The sequence below is a fragment of the Arundinibacter roseus genome, assembly GCF_004348825.1.
Classification (GTDB): Bacteria; Bacteroidota; Bacteroidia; order Cytophagales; family Spirosomataceae; genus Arundinibacter; species Arundinibacter roseus.
Window position 1 is genome coordinate 66,674 of record NZ_SMJU01000010.1, and the last position, 23,087, is coordinate 89,760.

Sequence of the window (23,087 nt, forward strand, 5' to 3'; positions counted from 1 at the left end):
GTTTTACCGCCTTTCAAAATCCTTTTCACTCGTAGCGCCACCGCTAAAATGCCGAAGGTTGTAGGTAAAAGTCAACATGAAATAGCGTTGCAGCACATTGGACTGAACATCTTCTACAAAAATATCCGTCACATTCCGGCGAATGCTGATATTTTGTCTTAATAAATCGTATACACTCAGGCTGATTTCGCCCCGCTGATTGGCAAAAACCTTCTTGCCAATACTCATATTCCAGATCATGTAGTTGGTGTTAAAACCCGCCGAAAGACCTGTGTTTAGCTGATGCATAAGATCCGTGCGATACACCAATCCCTTCCAGGCCACCCACGTCAGGCGCATGCGGGTACTTTGGTTGAAGTAGTTCTCGGTCGTTTTGCGCAGCGAACGTTGTACGGTATTATAGCCGGAACGCGTAGATACATAAAAATCAAGTGATTCGCTGATGTTGCTGCTTACTGAAATGCCCAAACGAAAATTGGCGGTTGAAGTATAGTTTACCAACGAATCAATCAAACTCGGAAGTTTGGTATAATTAACAAAACCAAAAAGACTAAGTTTAGACTTGATAAATTCGAGTGGCTGACCAAAATTCAGAAACGTTTGGGCGGTCCAATACCCATCCAAATTGACCGGACGTGATAGCTGAGAGCCTATTTGCAGCGTATCCTGAGCCGTAAGTGCAATCGGGCGGCGAGCTGTGAGCGTACTCGTGCCTATGTAGTTAGGAACCGCCGAGGCTTCTACCATCGCAAAAAACGTATGATTGTTTTCCGGGTTTTGGGTTCGGTAGCGGCCCCGCACCCGGTTTTGTATCGATTGTACAAGATTGGGATTTCCGGTTCGAACGTACAGCGGATTGGTTACATTAAACACACTTTGCAGCTGCCCTACCGACGGTGCATCGGTCCAGCTTCGGTAGTCGATTTCGATATTTTTTGTTTTGGAAAATTTATACTCAAACCTCAAACCCGGCAACACGTTGGTAAACGTACGGTTGATGTCAAACTCCGCCGGATACACCTGCGTATTTTCCAGGCGGGCGCGCTGATACTCGCCTTCAATCTGAAACCGCAGTTTTTCGGTCCGGTACTGATAACTTAGCTGCGTTTCTTCGGTGAAGTAATCGCTCCTAAACGTATTACTCAGCCCTATATTCAGGTTGGAATAGTCTCCCAAAAATTCATTAAAATCAAACAATCGCCGATCTGAATCGTCGTAGCGATTGCCGCGTTCGTGTTCAATTTCCATGCGTCCGTTTTTGCCAATCGGCTCAGTGTACGAAATTTCACCTTCCCACGAAAAACCGTCTCCATCAAAATCAGTAAATTGATTTAATATATTGGACCGCTCCGGCTCCCGAAAGTAGGTGTTGTCGGCCAGGCGAAAATTCTCCGAATTATTTATACTAAAACCAGTGTTCAGCCGGAATGTAACACTTCGTCCTTTTTTGGAAAACCCGTGGCTATACAGCACCGTATTCCGAAAATTAACGGATTCGCTTGTAGAATTGGCCGTGTTTTCGGTTTGGTTCAACGGACTGATTACGTTTTCGGTACGGCCCAAAAAGTACGAAAAATCATCGGCGGAGCGAATCGTTAAATTCGGACGAATCAGGATTCGGTTTTTTTCATTGACCTTATAATCAATCCGCATATTGGCCTGATGCACCTTGTCTTTCTCGGTGCTGCGGTTATTTTCGTTATAAAAACGCCCCGAATCGGCCGGACTGATGAACTGCTGAAACCGGGTCTGCACGCCAAAGTTCTGCTGCTGCGTAAACGAATAACTCCCGCTTGCTTCAATTTTTTCGGCCCACATATCCGAAAAATTCACGCCCAGCAAATTTGTCTTTATAATTCCGTTTCGGGGACGGTCCCCGCGCTGACTACCCGGCTCAGCCGTAAAACTCGTGGTGTTGATGTTGTTGCTCAAACCGGTCAGCGTAAATCGGCGATCTTCGTTAAACAGGTTGATGCTTGCACCCGTGAGATATCGGTCGTCGGTGCCGTAGCCGCCCGAAATTTTACCAAACTGCCCTTTTCTGCGGTTGGGTTTGGTTACAATATTGATCGTTTTCAATTGATCATTATCATCAAAACCGCTCATTTCGGCTTTGTCACTTTTCTTGTCGAAAATTTGGATATTGGCAATTACTTCTGCCGGTAGGCTTTGAAGCGCGGTAGCTACGTCGGTTCCAAAGTAGGGTTTTCCGTCAATCAAAATCTGCTGCACATCTTCTCCCTGTGCCTGTATTTTTCCGTCTTCCATCGTTACGCCCGGCAGCTTTTGAATCAACTCCTGAGCGTTGGCATCGGCGGCGGTTTTGAACGCTGCTGCGTTAAACTGCGTCGTATCTCCCAGCTGCACAGCCGTGGCCACCTGCCCTACCACCTGCACCTCCTGTAAGTTATTGACCTCTTCTATAAGCAAAAGTACCCCTAAATCAATTGCCTGATTATCAACATCTACTGCTTTGGAAATGGGTTTAAACCCCAAATAATTAATTTTGACCAGATACGGGCCAGGAGCAATTTTTTCAAATTTAAACTCGCCGTTCCCGTCTGTCATTACGCCGTTTAGCGGTTGTTCGTCGGTTGCTTTTTGAATAGAGACAATCGCCCCCGGCATTACCGATTTGTCGGTAGCATTTTGTACAATACCCTGAATAGTGATGCGCTGCGCAAAAGATTCAAAGGAAAACATACAGACTCCTATCAGTACAGCGAGTATTCCCCTCCCGGCTTTCCTTTTTTTATTCAATAACATGTTGTGTAAATTAGTTTTTCTTCCTCTGCCTGAGAAATGTAGATTTGATCAAAAAGTAGCGATGTGTATGCCAGTTACTGAACAAAGGGTTGCGCGTTCTGTTTTTACCCAATTCATATCTTAGTGTGATCTTTGAAAGGCACATTGGAGCGGGTAACGGGCCGCTCCTACGGGAGCTCAAATACAATCAAATTCATAAAAGGCTACAAACGGGTAGCTCCTACGGAGCATTTCTAAGGACAGGTGAACTCGTTCATCAACAGCTACAAACAAAAGCAGGAGCCATCTCCACGATAGAGATGACTCCTGCTTTATTTTTTATTAATTTTTTCAGGAAACTATTTTCCCAGCGTTTTAATCAACATTCCTTTGGTAACCTGATCGTTGAGTTCCATACCGTTTAGCACCGACAACTCCTTCATTTTGTTGGCGGGCATGCGGTAATCCTGCAAAGCGGCCTGCAAGGTACCGTTGCGCTGTACGGCTTTGATCTGAATACGGTCGGGTTTGCGGTTGAGTTTTTCTGGATCAGTAAGACTTCTGAACCCCTGCGCCACTCCCTTAAAGGTAGACGCATAGGTATTGAACGTTGCCTGATACGTCATGCCATGAACGGCATAAATCAGCCCGCCGTACTGAATCAGCCAAGTAGCCAATTGCACCGTATTTTCGGGCGTTTGTGCCTGTTGTGGTTGTCCCTGCTGTTGCTGTGGCGGGGCCTGTTTCGACACCATCACGAGCGCCGGATTTCCATTAATCGTCGTTTTCTGACTTTCAAGGGCCTGCAAATTAAATTGTTTGAGTACCTCCTGCCCGGCTTCTTCGAGCGTTTTTCCCTGCGCCAGCGTCAGAATCATCATCGCCTTGCCATCTTTGGGCGCCATCTGAAACTGCTGTGGTGAATTCTCGTAGCCCCAATCGCGAGGCACGGGCATCTGGAATTTTAATTCGGGATGATAAAAAACCATATTTTCCACAAAACCCTGCTTGGGATCTTCGCCGTAAATTATGCCATCGATCCGGCGAAGGTACTCATCCCGATTGACCTGATACGTTCCGGGCATTTTTTGCTGATACTCCGTTGCCAACGCCTTTACCTTCACCTGTCTGTCGCCCGGATCGGGGTGAGTAGATTGAAAGGTCGGGATTACGTGGCCGCTTTCATCGCTGAGTTTTTTTAGAGTACCAAAAAAATCAGCCATTTCACGGGCATCGTAGCCGATTTTACTCGAATAGCCCACACCAATTTCATCTGATTCTGTTTCATGTGCCCGGCTATAACTCAATAGAATACTACCTACTAGTCCCTGAACACCCTGAGCCATTTGAGGAAATGCAACAGCCCCGAGAATTACTCCTAGTTGGCCTATACCTTGCTTAGTTTGCTGCCGGGCCGAGTGCCGGGCCGTGATGTGTCCGATTTCGTGGCCCAACACCCCGGCAAATTCTGCTTCGTTGTTGAAGTGCGCCATGATCCCCCGCGTAAAATATACGTAGCCTCCCGGCACGGCAAAGGCATTCACTACCGGAGAGTCCACAATGTGAAACTGATAGGAAAGGTTAGGGAGATGTGAAATAGCCCCCATTGCTTTTCCTTTAACATTGATAAAATCCTGTAAATTTTTATCCTCATAAAGTCCCATCGTGGCCACAATTGACGGGTGCGCCTGCTGACCCGTAGCTAATTCTTTTTCCGGAGACATAAAAACGAGTTCTTTTTTGCCCGTTACGGGGTTTCGCGAGCAGCCGGAAAACGCAAGTGCGCCGGTAGCCAACAGGCAGTATGCCATTAGTTTAGGTACTTTCATAGTTGATCTGTCAAACGTTTAAATCGGTATGTGTATGAATTAGAATAAAAAATGGTCATTTGGTCATGCTTTCGAGCAGCTTTTTAACTACCCCATCCATTGCTTTGTTGTCGATCCACCGCACTACCATCACGAGCTCATGCTCAGGGTCTACATAGATCATATTGGTGCCGTTGCCGATATGCACAAAGGCCAATTCGGGGGCTGAGGGCAGAAATTTTTTGTCCGTATTCAGGAAAAAATTCATGTAGCCATAGGTCGGTTGAGCCTTCGTTGGTGTAGTTGCCTGCCTGATCCATTGCTCCGACAAAAGCTGCCTGCCGTTCCAGCGGCCTTTGTGCATCGTTAAAAGACCATACCGGGCCATATCATACGCATGAATGAACATTCCGCCGCCCCAATGTCCGCCCCCGCTCACGGCCTGAACGGCCTGTCCGTCGAGCACAATCCAGCTGTTGCGGTAGCCCGTCCAGCGCCAGGTATTGGACGCACCGATAGGGTCCATAATTAACTCTTTGAGCACCTGTGGGAGCGGCCGCCGCCACACGCTCGTTGCCGCCAGTGCCAGAGCGTTTACACGCACGTCGTTGTATTCGTACACGCTGCCGGGCGTTTGTCGGGCGCGGGTTTGCCAGTCGGCAGGCGTTGCCGAAGGGCGGTCGGCCCATTCGGGTTTGCCCCAGAGCGTGCCTTCCCAATCGCTCGTTTGCCGCAGCATGTGGTCCCAGGACAGGCTCCGGTTGTGCGGGCTGTCAAACGGTCTGAGCAGTTCAGGAGTACCCAGCAGCTCCGCCGGGCGCTGCACCTGCGCGGGCGTGTACAGTTCAATAGGCGGTACGTAAGGCGCCACGCTATCCTGCACATTCCGAATCAATTGACGATCGACGGCCAGGCCGACTACGGTAGATAAAAAGCTTTTGGTTACGCTGTGCGCCATGTCGCAGCGCAGCGGGTCGCCCCATTCGGCCACGACATAGCCGCGCCGAATCACCAGCCCGGTGGGATCTCCCCGGGTTTCAAAGGGGCCGGTACCTTCGCCAAAGGGTTCTTTGCCAAACGTTTGGGCCTGTGAAATTTCCATATTCCGGGGCGCTGCACTTTCCTGCGCCTGCGCATAGGCTACGAGCTCAGCCAGTTTAGTAGCAGACATTCCTGCTTCCGCAGGCGGCATCCGCTGCCAGCTATGGGCCGGAGGAAAATAGGGAGTGGCGGATTGGCCTGAAACCTGCTGAACAGCGAGCGAAAAAACCAAAACCAGAAGCAACAGGCGCATACGATAGGGTAAGATTTGAGGGCGAAGCTAAGATTTTATTCAGCCAAAAATAATAAAAAATGGCCGTCCCCCACGGAACGACCATTTTATTCAGGAACGAAAAGGGTTTAGAAAGAGACTTTATAGCCAAGCGACATGATGACGCCCTGATTCCGAACATTGGTTTGCAGCAGCGGCACGCTCACCACCCGGCTGATTCCCTGCTGATAGCGGGCTTCGAGCATCAGCTCACCGGCACCGGCTTTGAAACTAAGACCTGCCCCCCCTACGGCACTAAATTCAAAGCGGTTGTAGCCCAGCGCATCCAGCGACACATTGGTACGAATCGGGCGAAACTCAATCACGGCCTGCGGACGGGTAACAAGTTGCGCGTGAGTGGCGTAGCCAACGGAAGGTCCGGCAATAGCGTACAGTTTAACGAGTTCGTTTCCGGCGGCGACTTTCAACAGCAGCGGTGCTTCTACGTAGCTTACGCGGTAGGAAGATTTTATACCCAAAGCCACCGGAAAATTACCCAAATTGAGATCAGTCCCTTCGCGCACCATAAAACCTTTTTGTGAAAACACCAGTTCAGGACGAAACGCCACGTGATTTGAAAGTTCGTTTTCGGCAAACAGCGCCACCTGCAGACCGGGCGACCATTTCAGGTCCGGCGTTATGGCCGAAATCAACTCGGGAGTAGAAACCGACCCGACGTATGCACCGCCCCGTAGTCCCACAGACCATTGTGCCTGCGCCAGAGAAACAAAAGAAACGATGAAAATAAAGGAAAGGAAAAAGCTGCGATTGGTTTTCATGGCATTAAAATTTAATAGATTTGAAGTTGTAAGGCTCGTTTCAGATACGAAGCGTTTGCTGCGCATTCGGTGGGTTAGAGTTCGATGCCCGCAGGTGGTTTAAGCGGCTATTGGTGCCTTAACAATCGTTAACACATGAGGAGAAAGCGACGTTATTCTTACTTTTGCCCCCGAAAGTTCGTGTCTGTTTTTTATACAATCCCTTCGGCATACCTATACCTGACCCTATGATACGACCCAAAACCACATTCAGCGCATTGCCCCGGTGGCTGTCCAAACTGGATTTTCTGGGATTATTTGAGAAAGATCCTTTTGGCAACTGGCTCATTGTAAGAAGATTGATGATCACAATCATCGGCTGGTCGACCTACTACCGCTACACGGCGGTGAATAAAATCAAGATTCGGGGCACCGAGCACCTGCACAACCTGCCCGACCACGGGGTGCTGTTTCTGGCCAATCATCAGACCTACTTTGCGGACGTGATTGCCTTCTACCACATTTTTTGTGCCGTGAAGTGGGGCTATAAAGACACCATTTCTCCGCCTTTTTACCTGTTTTCGCCCCGGGTTCGCAATTACTACGTAGCGGCTTCCGAAACCATGAACGAAGGCGGAATGCTCCCGAAACTGTTCAGCATGGGCGGAGCCATTATGGTGGAGCGTTCGTGGCGTGCCAAAGGAGAAAACGTGCAGCGAAATCTGGATCATGGCGCACAGGACAAAATCCGAATGGGGCTGGATCATGGCTGGGTCGTGAGTTTTCCGCAGGGTACCACAAAACCCTACGCCCCTGTTCGCAAGGGTACGGCCCATCTCATCAAAGAACATCAGCCCATTGTGGTTCCGGTGGTTATTAATGGATTTCGCCGGGCGTTTGATAAGAAAGGACTCCGATTTAAGAAAAGAAATACCACGCTGACCGTACAGTTCAAACCACCCATGCATTTTTTGCCGGACGAGTCGGTCGAAAGTATGGTGGCACGCGTAACGGTGGCGATCGAACAGCAGGTGCCCAAAGAAAAGTTAACCTGGCTGTCCGACGAATAGTGTTTATTTAAGTACTTAGGCACGAATTTTTTAGTAAAAGCGGAGTCAACTCAACTCTTGTAAAGCCTTGAAAAACGTGCTTTCTATGCTCCGATTTTTTTACCAGAAAAAAATAAAACCCTTTTTTTTAACCAACGAATCGCCTCCGCGCATACGCTACTTTCGGCTGGCTTTTAGTCTGGCAGCCGGGCTGGGTGTGTTGCTATTTGGTGCATTGGGACTCTTCTTTTTCCTGATTTTTTCCGGTTTTTTTGGTAAAATCCCTACACAGGCTGAGCTAAAATTAAGACAAAACGAAACGGCTTCGGAAGTGTACTCGGCAGACAGCGTGCTGTTGGGTAGGTACTTTATCTTTGATCGCACCAACGTATCTTACGCCAGTATCTCACCCAATGTCATCAAAGCCCTGATTGCTACGGAAGACGTCCGTTTCTACGAACACAGCGGGGTTGATTCTCGTAGTTTGATGAGGGTATTGGTCAAAAGTATTTTGCTGCAACGCGAAAGTTCCGGCGGCGGCAGTACGATTACGCAGCAGTTGGCCAAAAACCTGTACCCCCGAAAGTCCTATCGTTTTTTTGAAATTCCGATTAATAAAGTAAAAGAAATGATTACGGCCCGACGGCTGGAAAACGTGTATTCCAAGGAAGAAATCCTGGAACTGTACCTCAATACGGTTTCGTTTGGAGGCACTATTTTCGGGATCGAGCGTGCCGCCCGGACGTTCTTTGATGTACCAGCCCGAAGGCTTAAAACCGAGCAGGCGGCCGTGCTTGTCGGCATGCTCAAAGCCACCACGTCGTACCACCCGCGCTACCATCCCCAGCGCTCCCAAACTCGACGTAATGTAGTTATTAATCAAATGGTTACTTACGGAGAACTTCCGAAAAATGTGGCCGATTCGTTAAAAAAATTACCGCTCATCACCGCAAAGGTTTCCCGCGAACGGGAAGAAAATCTGGCGCCTTACTTTCGGGAACAACTACGGGTGGAACTCGCCGAATGGTGCGAAAGCCAAACAAAACCCAACGGCGAACCGTACAATCTGTACGCCGATGGGTTGAAAATTTATACTACCCTCGATGCCAGCATGCAGCGCGTAGCCGAGCGGGCCGTACGGGTACGAATGGCAGCGCTCCAAAAGCAGTTTGACGCGCACTGGCGCGGACGCCTGCCCTGGGGCACCGACAGCAGCGTGGTCGAAAACGCCCTGCGACGCTTACCCCGCTACAAGGCGATGCAGGAGGCGGGTTTATCCGAAAAAGAAATCCGGGAGCGCTTGTCGAAAGCCGTCCCTATGACGCTGTTTAGCTGGAACGGCCCCGTCAAAAAAACGATCAGTGCGATGGACTCGCTAGCCTACTACCAAAAATTTCTGAACACCGGGCTGATCAGTCTTGATCCGGCCACCGGTTTTGTAAAAGCCTGGGTAGGAGGAATTAATCACGCTCTTTTCAACTATGACCACGTGCTGTCAAGGCGACAGGTGGGCTCGACGTTTAAACCGATTGTGTACGCCGCCGCGCTGGAAAAAGGGATTCAACCCTGCGATTATCTCGAAAATAAATTGACCACCTATGCCCAATACGAAAACTGGGCTCCGGCCAATTCGGACAATCAGTATGGAGGAAAATACTCTATGCAGGGCGCCCTGGCGCAGTCGGTCAATACTATTTCGGCACAGTTGATTTTGAAGGTTGGGATTCCGTCCACGATTCGGCTGGCCAAATCCATGGGAATTCGCAGTGAGCTGCCCACGGTGCCCTCCCTGGCGCTGGGTACGGCCAATATCTCACTACTCGAAATGGCCACAGCTTACACAGCCTTCGCCAATGACGGGCAGGCCACTGAGCCCGTATACGTGACCCAAATCATTGACCGAAGCGGGCGTGTGATTCGTCAAAACAAATCACAACCTGCGCAACAGGTACTTTCCTCCGAAAGTGCCGCCCTGATGCTTTCCATGATGCAGGCCGTGGTCAACGAAGGCAGTGCGGCTTCGCTGCGGTCGGGCTTTGGGCTTACGCTGGACATTGCCGGAAAAACCGGAACGACACAGAATCAGACGGATGGCTGGTTTATCGGCATTGTGCCGGGGCTTGTTACGGGAGTTTGGGTAGGTGGCGAAAGTCCGTTGGTCCGCTTTCGCACCCTGGAACTGGGTCAGGGCGCCCGCACGGCACTTCCCGTTTGGGGAGAATACATGGCCGGAATTCAGCGCGGGAACCTGCGGGAAGGCAGTACCCGATTTGAGCCGCTACCCCCCGAGCTACAAAGTCGCCTGGATTGTATGTCGTTTGTAGCAGAAGAGGAAAAGACTGATTTTTTTGAAAAAATTCTGGAAGCTCTGCCCTTTACCCGCGGCACCAAAGAAGACCGAAAAGAACGCCGCCGCCTGAAACGGGAACGACGAAAAAACGGGTAAAGGTTTTCTACAAAAAAATACTTCTACAAAGCTTGCTTAATACATTGTCAATCAGACTTTTCTGTAAATTTTAAACAAAAAACAGGAACATTATTCCGATGATTGTGTTAAATTAGCCTGAAACTAAACTCTTATACACTCATGGCCCAATACACGTTACAGATCAACGGCCAAAAGCTTCAGGCAGATGTAGAGCCCGACACCCCGTTGCTGTGGGTTCTGCGCGATCATCTGGGGCTGGTAGGAACCAAATACGGATGCGGCATTGCGCAATGTGGCGCGTGTACCGTTCACCTAAACGATCAGGCAACCCGCTCCTGCGTCCTACCGGTTTCGGCGGTTGGCACCTCAAAAATTACGACGATCGAAGGTCTTTCCAAAGACGGAGATCACCCCGTACAGCAAGCCTGGGACGAAGTTGACGTGCCGCAGTGCGGTTACTGTCAGTCCGGACAAATCATGACCGCTGCTGCTCTGCTCAAACGTACTCCGAAACCGAATGAAAAGGAAATCGAAAACGCCATGAACGGCAACCTCTGCCGCTGTGGAACCTACCATCGCATTCATGAAGCAGTCAAAGTAGCCGCTACCAAAACCAACTAGCCATGTCAATCGTACCCCATACAAACAGACGGGATTTCTTAAAGCTGGCGGCTGCTTCGGGCGGCGGTCTGCTCATAGGATTCAACTGGACCAACGCGCAGGCGCAGCCCGCCGTGCTGGACGCTACTTCTGCCGAGGCATTGGCGGCGTCTATTGAATTTAACAGCTATCTGTCCATTTCGCCGCAGGGCGTTGTTACAATTTTTTCTCCCAATCCGGAAGTAGGTCAGGGCATCAAAACGGCCTTCCCGATTGTGGTAGCCGAAGAGCTGGATGTGGACTGGAAGCAGGTAAAAGTAGCACAGGCACCGCTGGATACAGTGAAATTTCAGCGGCAGGTGGCCGGAGGAAGCGGCTCAATTCCGCACTCCTGGAAACGCCTGCGGCAGGCCGGAGCTACCACCCGGCAGCTATTTATCAACACCGCCGCCAAGCGCTGGGGCGTGGATGCCACGGCTTGCACCACCAACAGCGGAACGGTGATTCATACCGCTTCGGGCAAGAAACTTACTTACGGAGAACTCGCCGAAGAAGCCTCCAAAATGCCCACACCCACGGACGTGCCGCTAAAAGATCCCAAGGATTTTAAACTGATCGGAAGTACGATTCGGAATGTTGACAACAAAGAAATCATTACCGGAAAGCCCCTTTTTGGCGTTGATTTTTACCGGGATGGCATGCTTTTCGCCGTCATCAAACGTCCTGAGGCGTTTGGACTTAAACTAAAATCGGTCGATGCTGTTGCGGCCAAAGCTATGCCCGGCATTGTGGATGTAGTTACGTTCGATAACAGCGTGGCCGTTCTCGGAAAATCAACCTGGCAGGTGCTGAAAGCCCGCGAAGCGCTGAAAGTAACCTACGAAAAAGAAGCCGCACTGGAAAGCACCGCCGATCATGACCGAATTTTTGATGAGCTGCTCAACGGCAGCACAGCCACCGTTCGCCGGCAGGATGGCGACGTAGAAGCAGCGTTCAAAAATGCCGCCAAGGTGATCAAAAGCGAGTATCAATGCCCGTTTTTGCCCCACAGCCCCATGGAGCCGATGAACTTCTTTGCACACGTGCGACCCGATGGCGCTGAGCTAATCGGCCCTACCCAAACCCCTGAACGTGCCCGGGGCGATGCCGCTAAGTTTCTGAATCTGCCGCAGGAAAAAATTACGGTAGAAATGACCCGCATGGGCGGAGGATTCGGGCGTCGCCTCGCCACTGATTTTGTGATGGAAGCTGTAAAAGTATCGGCCCTTGCCAAAGCACCCGTCAAGGTTATGTGGACCCGCGAAGACGATATGACCGGCGGTGACTACCGCCCGGCGGTGAAGTATCGCTTTGAGGCCGCTTTGGATGCAGAGGGAACTATGATTGGCTACAAACTCCGGGGCGCAGGTATCAATGCCGGAAACCCAACCCGCGAGCACAATTTCCCTTCCGGGACCGTCGCAAATTTGCTCATTGATTCCGCAGAACATAAATCGCCCATAACTACCGGCCCGTGGCGCGCACCAATTACTAATTTTCTGGCCTATGCCGAGCAGGCATTTCTGGATGAGGTAGCCACCGCTGCCGGAAAAGATCCGATTGCGTTTCGTCTGGATTTGTTGGAAAAAGCAAAAAAATCGCCCGTTGGTGATGTTAAATATGACATCGACCGGATGATTGCCGTGACCAAACTAGCCGCCGAAAAGGCCAATTGGGGAAAAGCCAAAACCGCCGATGGCAAAGCCGTAGCGCAGGGCTTCAGCCTGTACTATTCTCACCTTTCCTACGTAGCCCAAATCGGGGAGGTTACCATGAAAAATGGCAAGCCCGAGCTGACAAAAATCATCGCCGCCGTAGACTGCGGCATCGTGATCAATCAAAGTGGCGCACGGCAACAGGTGATGGGCGGTGTGGTCGATGGCATTGGCCATGCGATGTACGGCAACCTGAGTTTTAAGGACGGAGCACCGGAGCAGGCAAACTTCAATACCTACAAAATGATTCGTATGGCGAATGTTCCTGCGGTGGAGGTACATTTTGTCGATAACGGCATTGAACCCACCGGGCTCGGAGAACCCGCCCTGCCGCCTACGGGAGGTGCGGTGGCCAACGCCATCTTCAAAGCTACCGGCAAGCGGTTGTACAAGCAGCCGTTTGTAGAGCAGGATGTGTTGAAGGGGCTTTCGTAAAACCAGTTTCTGTTTTTTTGTAAAGAATAATTCGTTAAAAATTATAGGTAGGGCCTGATCCTTTTGAGGGTTAGGTCCTATTTTTTTATGGTAAATTCCGCAGGTCCTTACCTCCCACTCACGTAACTGAATGTACCTATGCTGGCAATCCAACTAAAAGAATTCGGCTCGGCCGATCAATTATACATTACTGAATTTCCGACTCCCGTTCCGACGGGACAGGAGATTCGCGTGGCCGTACACGCCACGGCGCTCAACCGCGCGGACATCATGCAGCGCGAAGGCCACTACCCGCCGCCCGAAGGTGAAAGCCCGATTTTAGGACTCGAAATGGCTGGCGTTGTCGAATCCGTAGGCGCCGACGTGACCCGCTGGAAACCCGGCGATCGGGTATTTGGCCTGTTGCCCGGTGGCGGCTATGCCGAGTTTGCCGTGATGCATCAGGATATGGCGATGCCGATTCCACCTGACTGGACGTTTGTAGAAACAGCAGCTGTACCTGAGGTATTTTTGACCGCTTTTCAGGCATTGCAGTGGGTCGGGAAACTCAAAGCGGGCGAAACCGTATTGCTGCATGCCGGAGCAAGCGGCGTCGGCACGGCTGCGATTCAGGTCGCCCGGCTGATGGGCGCCACAATTCTGGTTACGGCTTCGGCGGGGAAGCATGAGTTGTGTCTGCGTTTGGGTGCCAAACATGCCATTGATTACCGCAAGGGCCCTTTTCTGCCCGAGCTACTCGATCAAACCGAAGGTAAAGGCGTACACCTGATCATTGACCCAATCGGCGGTGATTACTTTGACCAAAACATTCAGGCTCTGCAACGCGACGGGCGACTCGTGATGCTGGCTGTGATGGGCGGCGGCAAAACCTCGGCAAACATTGGCCCCATCGTGTTTAAGCGTTTACAGATATTGGGTACCACGCTGCGTTCCCGTACGCGGGCCTATCAGATTGCCCTCACGCAGGAATTTATGGCTTTTGGCTATGACCATCTGGTCAGTAAAGCGCTCACGCCAATTGTCGATCAAGTATTTGACTGGCACAATGTGGCCGAAGCGCACCGCTACATGGAAGCTAATCTTAGCGCCGGAAAGGTAATTTTGCAGATTAAAGACTGACCCGTCGGTTTTTTGTACTTTTGTATCTTTCTTTTTGATAAAAAAATCAGTTGCCTATATACAGTTCCCACAAATACTTTTTGATTACTCATGGATCTCCTGCAAAAAATACAAACCCTCAGCAAAGAATACGTAGCCGATGTAACAGCTCATCGGCATCACCTGCACCAACATCCCGAACTTTCGTTTCACGAACACAAAACCGCCCGCTTTGTGGCCGATCAGCTCACGGCCCTGGGACTTTCGCCGCAGGAAGGCGTGGCCGGAACGGGCGTCGTCGCGTTGATTGAAGGCCGCAATCCCGACAGCCGGGTCGTTGGCCTGCGTGCTGATATGGACGCACTGCCCATTCACGAAGCCAATGATGTACCCTACAAATCGCAGGTACCGGGCGTAATGCACGCCTGTGGGCACGATGTTCATACCTCGTCGCTGTTGGGTACAGCTCGTATTTTGACACAACTAAAAGAGGAGTTTGAGGGAACCATTAAACTGGTGTTTCAACCTGCCGAAGAAAAAGCTCCCGGGGGTGCTTCGCTCATGATTCAGGAAGGTGTGCTGGAAAATCCCCGCCCGGCGGGGATGCTCGGCCAACACGTAGCGCCCAACGTGCCCGTGGGTAAAATCGGTTTTCGGGAAGGCATGTATATGGCAAGTACCGACGAGCTGTACCTGACCGTGAAAGGCAAAGGCGGCCACGGCGCCATGCCCGACCAACTCATTGATCCCGTGCTGATTGCCTCACACATCATCGTAGCGTTGCAGCAAATCATCAGCCGAAACCGCAAGCCCGCCAATCCATCGGTGCTGTCGTTTGGGCGGTTTATTGCCGATGGGGTGACCAATGTCATTCCCAACGAAGTGACTATTCAGGGAACGTGGCGCTGCATGGACGAGGAGTGGCGGGCCGACGGCCTGCGCCGCATGGTAAAAATGGCCGAAGGAATAGCCGACGCCATGGGCGGACGCTGTGAATTTGAGGTCGTAAAGGGCTATCCTTTTCTTAAAAACCATCCCGAACTTACCCGCCGAACCAAAGCCGCTGCCGTAGCCTACATGGGTGCGGAGAATGTGGTGGATCTGGATTTATGGATGGCCGGAGAAGATTTTGCCTTTTATTCACAAGTGGTTGATTCCTGCTTTTACCGCCTTGGTACGCGCAACGAAGCGCGCGGCATTGTTTCGGGAGTACACACGCCGACGTTCGATATTGACGAAAAAGCCCTCGAAATCGGTCCCGGACTGATGAGTTGGCTGGCGCTGGAAGAACTTCGTCAGAGCCGATGAAACGAGCCTCGCTTCTTGTTCTGCTTCTGGGAATTTATGTACCGCTTTTTGGTCAATCCTTACACGTGACCGTACTAAATGCCCTGACCGACGAGCCCGTACCTTACGTACTTATTTCGGAACCTTCCCACCAAAACGCCGCACACACCCGAGCGCTGGGAACGGCCCAACTACCCGTACGGCCGGATACAATTTTCGTGTCGGCACCGGGCTATTTGCCCACTGAAATAGCTACCAATGGCCGGGATTCTGTTTTGGTTAAATTAGAGGAAAAACCATTGGTGGTACAGGAAATTGGCTTTACAGGACGCAAACGTCCACAGGTTGTTCGGACCGGTACGCGCCACAAGCGGTCGCAGGGGCGGCTGACGCTGTGCGATTCGCCCGATGCGTTTCAGTTTGCGCTCTTTATTCCTACGCCCGAAAAACAACGGGGAATTTTACATAAAGTATTTTTTTATCTTGAAAAAGAAGGAAAACCACGCACACCCGTCCGCATCCGGATTTACCAGAACAACGACGGAAAACCAGGTGCTGATCTGCTGGATGAAAGCGTGGTGATTACGCCCAAGCGCTGGAAACGCTGGAAGGAGGTGTCTATGGGAAAATATAACATTCCGCTTCCGGTCAATGGATTTTTTGTAGCGATGGACTGGATCTATTCTTCGGAAAGTGTCTACCAGCAAACGATGCGGTTCAAGGGTGGAAAAACGGAAACGAGTCGCTGCGTAGGTGCCGTTCCGGGCCTGACTACCGAGGAGGATCAATGTCTGACGTGGGTACGCGACAATGGCGGGGCCTGGATGCCGTGGGTCTGCCGCTGGCAAGGAGGAACCAATAGCTACAACGCCATGATCCGGGCCGAATGGCTGCTGTATCGCTGATGGATTTATTTCAGTTTTTGCGCCATTGCACCAACGACGGCTAACTTTTTTTCAAGAAATAACTCAGACAACCCACACGACGTTTTCGTAATCGACTACCAATATTCCATTTACAGCATAAACGCATGTCATTTACAACCCTTGGCCTTTCCGAACCGCTCCTGAAAGCAATTTCTATTCAACAGTATACACAGCCCTATCCTATTCAGCGGGAGGCTATTCCGGTTATTTTAAAAGGCCACGACCTGCTGGGAATTGCCAAAACGGGTTCCGGAAAAACGGCGAGTTTCGTGCTGCCCATTCTGGAATGGTTTCAAACCAAAGGTGCTCCCAAAAACCGCTCGATTCGTGTGTTGGTACTGGTTCCTACGCGCGAACTGGCCCTACAAGTGGTGGATGTGTTTCAACTGTTTGGACAAAATCTCCCGCGCCGGGTAAAGGCAATGGCGGTGTACGGCGGCGTGTCGATTAACCCGCAGATGATCGGATTGCAGCATGTGGAAATTCTGGTGGCCACGCCGGGGCGTCTGTTGGATTTGCTTTCGCACAAAGCTCTCTCAATTTCTGAAACCGAAATACTGGTGCTGGATGAAGCCGATAAAATGCTGAATATGGGCTTTGCGGACGAAATGAAGGACATCTTTTTTCTTCTACCCAAAAAACGACAAAGCATCCTTTTTTCAGCCACGCTGGGCGACGACGTGGAGGCGATACATCAGGGAATTTTAAAAAATCCGGTCAAGATCGACATCCCGGAAGAGGAGCAAAATCTCGACCTGATTACCCAAACAGCTTATTTTGTTGATCCCGAGCGCAAAGGACCGCTGCTGCGCTACCTCATCAAAACCCGGGAAATGAAGCAGGTACTGGTTTTTGTGTCGGCCACCCGGACGGCCGACAACCTGGTAGAAAAACTACTCAAAAACGGCATTCAGGCTGCGGCCATGCACAGCCAGAAAAGTCAGGGAGCACGGGTAGAGACTTTGCAGAAATTTAAATCAGGAAAACTGACCGTTCTGGTAGCTACCGATCTGGTTTCCCGGGGAATTGACATTGAATTTTTGCCCTACGTCATCAATTTTGAATTACCGCGCTCTCCCAAAGACTACATCCACCGCATCGGGCGTACGGGACGCGCCGGAGCATCGGGAGAGGCTATCTCGCTGATTATCCCCGCCGACACGCATCATTTCAAAATTATCCAAAAAAAAATGGGAAAACGCGTAGAAATGTTCGAATCCTACGACCTCGAACTCACAGGCTATTAAAAAAATCTACAATCCAAAAAGCCCTGCAAGGGCGAAATCCATCAGCGATGGGTGCAGCCCATTGAATAGAAAACGCGTACAAATGCTCGAATCCTACGACCTCGAACTCACAGGTTATTAAACTAACCAAAAAATCCAAAAAGCCCTGAAAGGGCGAAATCCATCAGCGATGGGTGCAGCCCATTGAACAGAAAGGGCCTACCATTTTACCGAAAAGCCACCTTCCCCCGTTCCAGAAAATCCACAAAGTGAGCCGGATTCAGGTCATAATTGATCGGTTCGACCAGCAGCTTGCCTTCCGAATCTACCAGGCAGTAGTGCGGCTGTGCGTTGTTATTAAACTTAGTAATCTGTAAATCACCATTTTGAGCACCGATGGTTTTCTTTACTTTATTATCATAAGAAGACGTATACCAATCTGCTTCCGGCAATTCCGTTTTATCATCCACATACAGAGCAACCACCACATAGTCGTCGCGCAGGCGTTGCAGCACGGCCGGATCTGACCACACGCGCGCTTCCATTTCGCGGCAATTGACGCAGCCGTGGCCCGTAAAATCAATAAACACCGGTTTATTGACCTTTTTGGCATAGGCAAGCCCCTGCTCGTAGTCAAAAAACCCTTCCAGGCCATGCGGCAACTCAAACAGATTGCCATACTTCGGCACCTCTCCCAACGAAGAAGTAGACGAAAGTACCGCCGACGATTTACTCAGGTCAAAATCGTGGGTAGCCTGCGGGGGAAGATAGCCGGCCATAGCTTTGAGCGGCGCTCCCCACATGCCCGGCACCAGGTACACCACAAACGTAAAGGTCACGATGGACAGCAGAATCCGGCCTACGCTCACGGTTTCGAGCGGAGAGTCGTGCGGGGTGCGGATTTTCCCCAATAAATAAAAACCAAGCAGAGAGAAAATAACGATCCAGAACGCCAGGAAAATCTCCCGGTCGAGCAGGTTCCAGTGGTACACCTGATCGGCGATGCTCAGGAATTTCAGCGCGAGGGCGAGTTCCAGAAAACCCAGCACCACTTTCACCGTATTGAGCCAGCCACCCGACTTCGGCAGACTTTTGAGCCATTGCGGAAAAAGGGCAAAGAGCGTAAACGGAATGGCAAAAGCCGACGAAAAAGCCACCATGCCCACAATGGGTTTGAGCACCTCGCCCCCTGCCGAAGCGACCAGCAAACTACCCACGATGGGACCGGTACACGAAAACGAAACCAGAACGAGCGTAAAGGCCATAAAGAAAATTCCGGCCCAGTCGCCCCGGTCGGCGCGGGCGTCGATGCGGTTGATAAACGCACTGGGCAGCACAATTTCAAAAAGCCCCAGGAACGAGAGACCGAAGATAAAAAACACCAGAAAAAACAGCACGTTGGGCACCCAATGTGTGCTCAGGAAATTGGCGAAAGCCGGACCGTTGATGCGCGAAACCACGGTACCAATCAGCGTATAAATCAGAATAATAGAAAGACCATACGCCAGTGCTTTCACTTTTCCCCCTTTTTGTTTGGTAAAAAAACTGACCGTCATCGGAATAATCGGAAACACGCAGGGAGTAAGCAGAGCCACCAAACCCGACAAAAACGCGGCCAACGCAAAGCCCCACAGCGAGGAATCAGGCGCTGATTTAGTGGGAGCAGTTGTGCCTTTGGAACGGGTAGTTTCGGATATAGAATCAGGGACAAAGGTTTGCGGAGCGGATTCGGCAGGCGAAATTTCGGCGGCAGAGTCAGCGACAGTCACAGCGGTTTCGGTTTTTGCTTCGGTGGGGGCCGCTTCCGGCATCAGTCCGTTGCCCGCAGCTACTTTCAGCCCGCTAAATGTAAAGTCCTGATCACCCATGACACAAAGACCGGATACTTCTGAACAAGTCTGATACTGCACGGATGCCTTCAAAACAGGATTTTCTTTCAAAATCCGGACCGTTTGCCGAAACTCCGCTTTACCCACAAAATAGGTAATATCACCCTGCCATACCTCGTCAAATTTCTTCTTTGGATTAACTGGTTTTAACTTCCCTATTTTCTCAAACGTCGCGTTGGGTTCAAGGGTAATCTCCGTCAGAATGGGTCCCAAATCAGGGTCAAAGTCAGACGAATACATGTACCAGGCAGGATCAATGGTCGCCCGAAAAATCAGGTCTACGGTTTCTCCGGCTTTGACAGAAGTTTTGGAAAGCGTGTGTGTCCAGGTAGCGTGTCGCTGTACCTGTGCGGTGGTTAGCTGCGTAATTAGAAAGAGGAAGGCTGCGCAAGCCGTCAGGAATCGATTCATGATTGAGAGTCTATGTGCTTATGCTGTCGATGATTTCTTGCAAAAATACAAGGATAGACAGAAGTCTGCGTACCTTGTGTAGTGTATCAAACAAATTAAGACAAAAAAAATTCGCTGCCCCTGATGCCGGAACAGCGAATGAATAGTTGTCTGCGTGGCTTAGTAACTAAACAAAACCGGGTTCAGCGCGCTGTCCGGTATTGCGCCAACGGGGCGGCTGTCGAGCCACGTGCGCCAGTCGGCCTCCTGATATTCGTTGCGGGGCTGCATGATCCGCTGATCCTGATCCATGTAAATCATCGTCATTACCTTACGCGGTGCGTCTGACGCATTGGCCCCGGCCCGGTGAAACAGCCAACCGGCATGGTAGCTAACTTCGCCCAGTTCAAACGGAGTTTCATGGAGTGTAAACTGCGTAAGCTGCTGCGCCATCAGTGCCTCACTTTCATCGCTGATTTGCAGATCACGCCCGATTTCAACCAACTGACTTTTTTCCGCAAACGCCAACGGGCCCATGTGCATGGGCGTCGCCTGCAGCGGAATCCAGGCCGTAATGGTGTTTGGCGACGCCAACGGCCAATAAAACTGATCGGCGTGCCAGGGCGTAATGCCGCCCGAAGGCTCCTTGTACAGCGCCTGATCGTGGTAGAGCCGCACGCCGCGTACCTGCATCAGGTCCGTAGCGATTTTGGCCAGGCATTTTGAAAACACAAACTCTTTCACTTCGTCATGCTCCCGCCACAGATTCATAATCTGCAAAAAAGCCTTTTCGTAGGTCGTGCGCTCTTCCATCGGTTTGATGAGCGTGTTGAGCCGGAATACCTGCTCCGTGATGAGGTCGCCATAGTAGCTCAGGACCTCCGCAGACAGCACATTTTTGAGTTTTACGTAGCCGTATTCCTGGTAAAAGGCAATCGCCTCCGCGGGCACGGTCCAGGGCTCGTTCAATTCGTGCAGCAAATCAGATTTGTTCATAGGGTTTAGTTTGTATATGTTTTTTCTGATACAAATATCCGACGGCTACCTCTGTGTTTTGCTGCTGTTTTTTTCAGGAAAGTATAGTATTTTGATTTATTTATATTAAAATTCAAGATAATTATATCAAAATCAGTAACTCACATGCAGCCATCCCTGGAAAAAATTGACCTCCAACAGGAACGTTCCCTCCTGATCCGGCATATTTCACTCCCCTATTTCAATGCACCCTACCACTTTCATCCCGAATATGAACTAACCTACATTCTGCGTGGCTCCGGACAGCGGTTTGTGGGCGACAGCGTTGAGCGGTTCAGCGAAGGTGATTGGATTTTATTGGGGCCAAATCTGCCTCATTTCTGGCAAAGCGATGAGGTATTTTATGAACCCCATTCCTCCAAACGCTGCGAGGCACTCGTGGTGCAGTTTTCATCGGTTCTGCTGGACAAAACCATCCGGGCTTTACCCGAATTCTCAACCGTCGCTACCTTCCTTGATCAGGCCGGACGGGGTATTTCATTTGATGCCAATCCCCGTCATCTTTCGCCCGAGGCGGAACTCCTCCCGCTGCTAACCGACACGCCCACCGAACAAATTCTGCGCGTATTGCAGCTCCTCTGTCGTTTATCGGCACAGCCCACCCATCGGTTCCTGACCGCTGCGGCCTATTCGACACAGCCCAACACGACCGAAACCGAACGCATGGCACGCATCCTTACGCACAGCATGCAGCATTTTCGGAGGCCGCTTGCCCTCTCCGAGATTGCGGAGGTGGCGCACCTCAGCGAGGCCGCCTTCTGCCGCTACTTCCGGCAGCGCACCCACAAAACATTTGTCACCTACCTGACCGAGTTACGCATCAGCCACGCCCGACAGCTGCTCCGGCGCTCGGAGCTAAGCGTCAGTCAGGTAGCGCTGGAATCCGGGTTTCAGAATGCTGCCCATTTTCACCGGGTATTTTTGCGGCTAACCCAACAAAGCCCCCTCCAATTCCGGCAGGCATTTATTAGTAGTAAAAAACGGTAACGAGAATCGTCGTTGGAGTAAACGAAAAAAGGTGCGCCGCGTATAATGCCGCACAGGCACCGTAGGTGCCAAACCGTTTGTAGAAAATCAGCATTCCAACAAAAATCCCAGCGCCGTAGGTGCGAACCGAAAACAACGCACACGGAATGCCGGGCTTGAAACGGGTCGCTCCTACGGAGCTAAATGGAACCTTGACCGTATCCTTACTACAAACGGAAAGCTCCTACGGAGCTAGATGGTGCCAGGCATGGAATCCACCACCGCAAAAATGCACCGTAGGTGCCAAACCGTTTGTAGAAAATCAGCATGCCAACAAAAATCCCAGCGCCGTAGGTGCGAACCGAAAAGGGATTAATCAATAAAAAACATTCTTCTTGCGAGACAAATACTCCATCTAACCGTCTTATAAATAACCCAATAGCCCGTCCTTTGTGAGCCATAATTTTTCAGCAATTAAAATAGATGCCGTCTCTAAACCAAATCATAATACATGGCAAATACCTATTCACAACTGTATATTCAAATCGTCTTTGCTGTAAAAGGCAGACAAAACCTGATTGCCAGGCAACATCGGGAAGATCTGCACAAATACATTACCGGCATCGTGCAGAAGCGAGATCAGAAAATGCTTTCTATTTTTTCTATGCCTGACCATACACATATGTTGATTGGGCTGAAACCCAAGATTGCCATATCTGAGTTAGTAAGAGATATCAAGTCAGGTTCTTCAAAATATATTAATGATAACCGCTAGATTCGTGGGAAATTTAATTGGCAGGAAGGGTTCGGGGCTTTTTCATATTCCCGAAATCAAATTGATCCGGTAATTAAATATATCCTGAACCAGGAGGAACACCACAAAAAACAATCATTTAAAGAGGAATATCTGAATTTATTGAATGAATTTGAAATCGAATACGACGAAAAATTTCTATTCGATTGGATTGATTGACAAATATTTCCGGCGAATGATATAATAGCAAAATTGGTCTAGGGTGGGTCGCTCCTACGGAGCTAAATGGAACCTTGACCGTAACATTACTACAAACGGAAAGCTCCTACGGAGCTAGATGGTGCCAGGCATGAAATACCCCACCGCAAAAATGCACCGTAGGTGCCAAACCGTTTGTAGAAAATCAGCATTCCAACAAAAATCCCAGCGCCGAAGGTACGGACCGAAAACGACGCACACGGAATGCCGGGCTTGAAACGGGTCGCTCCTACGGAGCTAAATGGAACCTTGACTGTAACGTTGCTACAAACGGAAAGCTCCTACGGAGCTAGATGGTGCCAGGCATGAAATACCCCACCGCAAAAATGCACCGTAGGTGCCAAACCGTTTGTAGAAAATCAGCATGCC

The 23,087-nt window shown here is 50.5% G+C and carries 16 protein-coding genes and 1 pseudogene; 11 read left to right on the forward strand and 6 right to left on the reverse strand.

Annotation, left to right across the window (positions count from 1 at the left end):
* Positions 1–3 precede the first annotated feature (3 nt).
* The 4 genes from EZE20_RS16405 to EZE20_RS16420 all read right to left on the reverse strand — a co-directional run bounded on the left by EZE20_RS16405 (position 4) and on the right by EZE20_RS16420 (position 6,644).
* On the reverse strand, positions 4–2,703 hold the full coding sequence (locus tag EZE20_RS16405; RefSeq protein WP_165933496.1) for a TonB-dependent receptor: 2,700 nt from the start codon (positions 2,701–2,703) through the stop codon (positions 4–6).
* A gap of 401 nt (positions 2,704–3,104) precedes the next feature.
* Positions 3,105–4,574, reverse strand: a complete 1,470-nt coding sequence (locus tag EZE20_RS16410) for a M48 family metalloprotease (RefSeq protein ID WP_132119643.1) — start codon at positions 4,572–4,574, stop codon at positions 3,105–3,107.
* Positions 4,575–4,629: 55 nt separating this feature from the next.
* Positions 4,630–5,847, reverse strand: a complete 1,218-nt coding sequence (locus EZE20_RS16415) for a serine hydrolase domain-containing protein (protein WP_132119645.1) — start codon at positions 5,845–5,847, stop codon at positions 4,630–4,632.
* Positions 5,848–5,954: 107 nt separating this feature from the next.
* The gene (locus EZE20_RS16420) at positions 5,955–6,644 is read right to left on the reverse strand and encodes a porin family protein (protein WP_165933497.1); all 690 of its coding nucleotides are present in this window, start codon (positions 6,642–6,644) and stop codon (positions 5,955–5,957) included.
* A 227-nt stretch (positions 6,645–6,871) separates the two neighbouring features.
* On the opposite strand from EZE20_RS16420, the gene EZE20_RS16425 reads away from it, so the two are divergent.
* From EZE20_RS16425 to EZE20_RS16460, 8 genes are all read left to right on the forward strand, one after another.
* A complete protein-coding gene (locus EZE20_RS16425) occupies positions 6,872–7,693 on the forward strand; it encodes a lysophospholipid acyltransferase family protein (protein WP_132119649.1) in 822 nt (273 codons plus the stop codon).
* An 85-nt stretch (positions 7,694–7,778) separates the two neighbouring features.
* Positions 7,779–10,118: a penicillin-binding protein 1A gene (locus EZE20_RS16430; RefSeq protein ID WP_132119651.1), complete on the forward strand. Its 2,340-nt coding sequence runs from the start codon at positions 7,779–7,781 to the stop codon at positions 10,116–10,118.
* Positions 10,119–10,259: 141 nt separating this feature from the next.
* Entirely contained in the window at positions 10,260–10,721 is a 462-nt protein-coding gene (locus tag EZE20_RS16435) for a (2Fe-2S)-binding protein (protein ID WP_132119653.1), read from the forward strand.
* 2 nt (positions 10,722–10,723) lie between these two features.
* Complete coding sequence (locus EZE20_RS16440) at positions 10,724–12,889, forward strand: xanthine dehydrogenase family protein molybdopterin-binding subunit (RefSeq protein WP_132119655.1); 2,166 nt, start codon at positions 10,724–10,726, stop codon at positions 12,887–12,889.
* A gap of 138 nt (positions 12,890–13,027) precedes the next feature.
* Complete coding sequence (locus tag EZE20_RS16445) at positions 13,028–14,008, forward strand: NAD(P)H-quinone oxidoreductase (protein WP_132119657.1); 981 nt, start codon at positions 13,028–13,030, stop codon at positions 14,006–14,008.
* A gap of 90 nt (positions 14,009–14,098) precedes the next feature.
* Positions 14,099–15,295: a M20 metallopeptidase family protein gene (locus tag EZE20_RS16450; RefSeq protein ID WP_132119659.1), complete on the forward strand. Its 1,197-nt coding sequence runs from the start codon at positions 14,099–14,101 to the stop codon at positions 15,293–15,295.
* Positions 15,292–16,179: a hypothetical protein gene (locus tag EZE20_RS16455; protein WP_132119661.1), complete on the forward strand. Its 888-nt coding sequence runs from the start codon at positions 15,292–15,294 to the stop codon at positions 16,177–16,179. The genes EZE20_RS16450 and EZE20_RS16455 overlap by 4 nt, the downstream gene beginning before the upstream one ends.
* Before the next feature lie 125 nt (positions 16,180–16,304).
* Positions 16,305–17,447 (forward strand): DEAD/DEAH box helicase, encoded by a 1,143-nt coding sequence (locus EZE20_RS16460; protein WP_132119663.1) that lies wholly within the window; start codon positions 16,305–16,307, stop codon positions 17,445–17,447.
* A 206-nt stretch (positions 17,448–17,653) separates the two neighbouring features.
* Here EZE20_RS16460 and EZE20_RS16465 read toward each other — a convergent pair whose 3' ends face one another.
* Positions 17,654–19,726: a protein-disulfide reductase DsbD family protein gene (locus EZE20_RS16465; protein WP_132119665.1), complete on the reverse strand. Its 2,073-nt coding sequence runs from the start codon at positions 19,724–19,726 to the stop codon at positions 17,654–17,656.
* 159 nt (positions 19,727–19,885) lie between these two features.
* Positions 19,886–20,701, reverse strand: a complete 816-nt coding sequence (locus EZE20_RS16470; RefSeq protein ID WP_132119667.1) for a phytanoyl-CoA dioxygenase family protein — start codon at positions 20,699–20,701, stop codon at positions 19,886–19,888.
* Positions 20,702–20,845: 144 nt separating this feature from the next.
* Between EZE20_RS16470 and EZE20_RS16475 the strand changes: the two genes are divergently transcribed.
* From EZE20_RS16475 to tnpA, 3 genes and pseudogenes are all read left to right on the forward strand, one after another.
* Positions 20,846–21,727, forward strand: a complete 882-nt coding sequence (locus EZE20_RS16475; RefSeq protein ID WP_132119669.1) for a helix-turn-helix domain-containing protein — start codon at positions 20,846–20,848, stop codon at positions 21,725–21,727.
* A gap of 119 nt (positions 21,728–21,846) precedes the next feature.
* Positions 21,847–22,089: a hypothetical protein gene (locus EZE20_RS16480; protein ID WP_132119671.1), complete on the forward strand. Its 243-nt coding sequence runs from the start codon at positions 21,847–21,849 to the stop codon at positions 22,087–22,089.
* Positions 22,090–22,217: 128 nt separating this feature from the next.
* Positions 22,218–22,679: pseudogene (gene tnpA / locus EZE20_RS24725) on the forward strand (IS200/IS605 family transposase).
* Positions 22,680–23,087 lie beyond the last annotated feature (408 nt).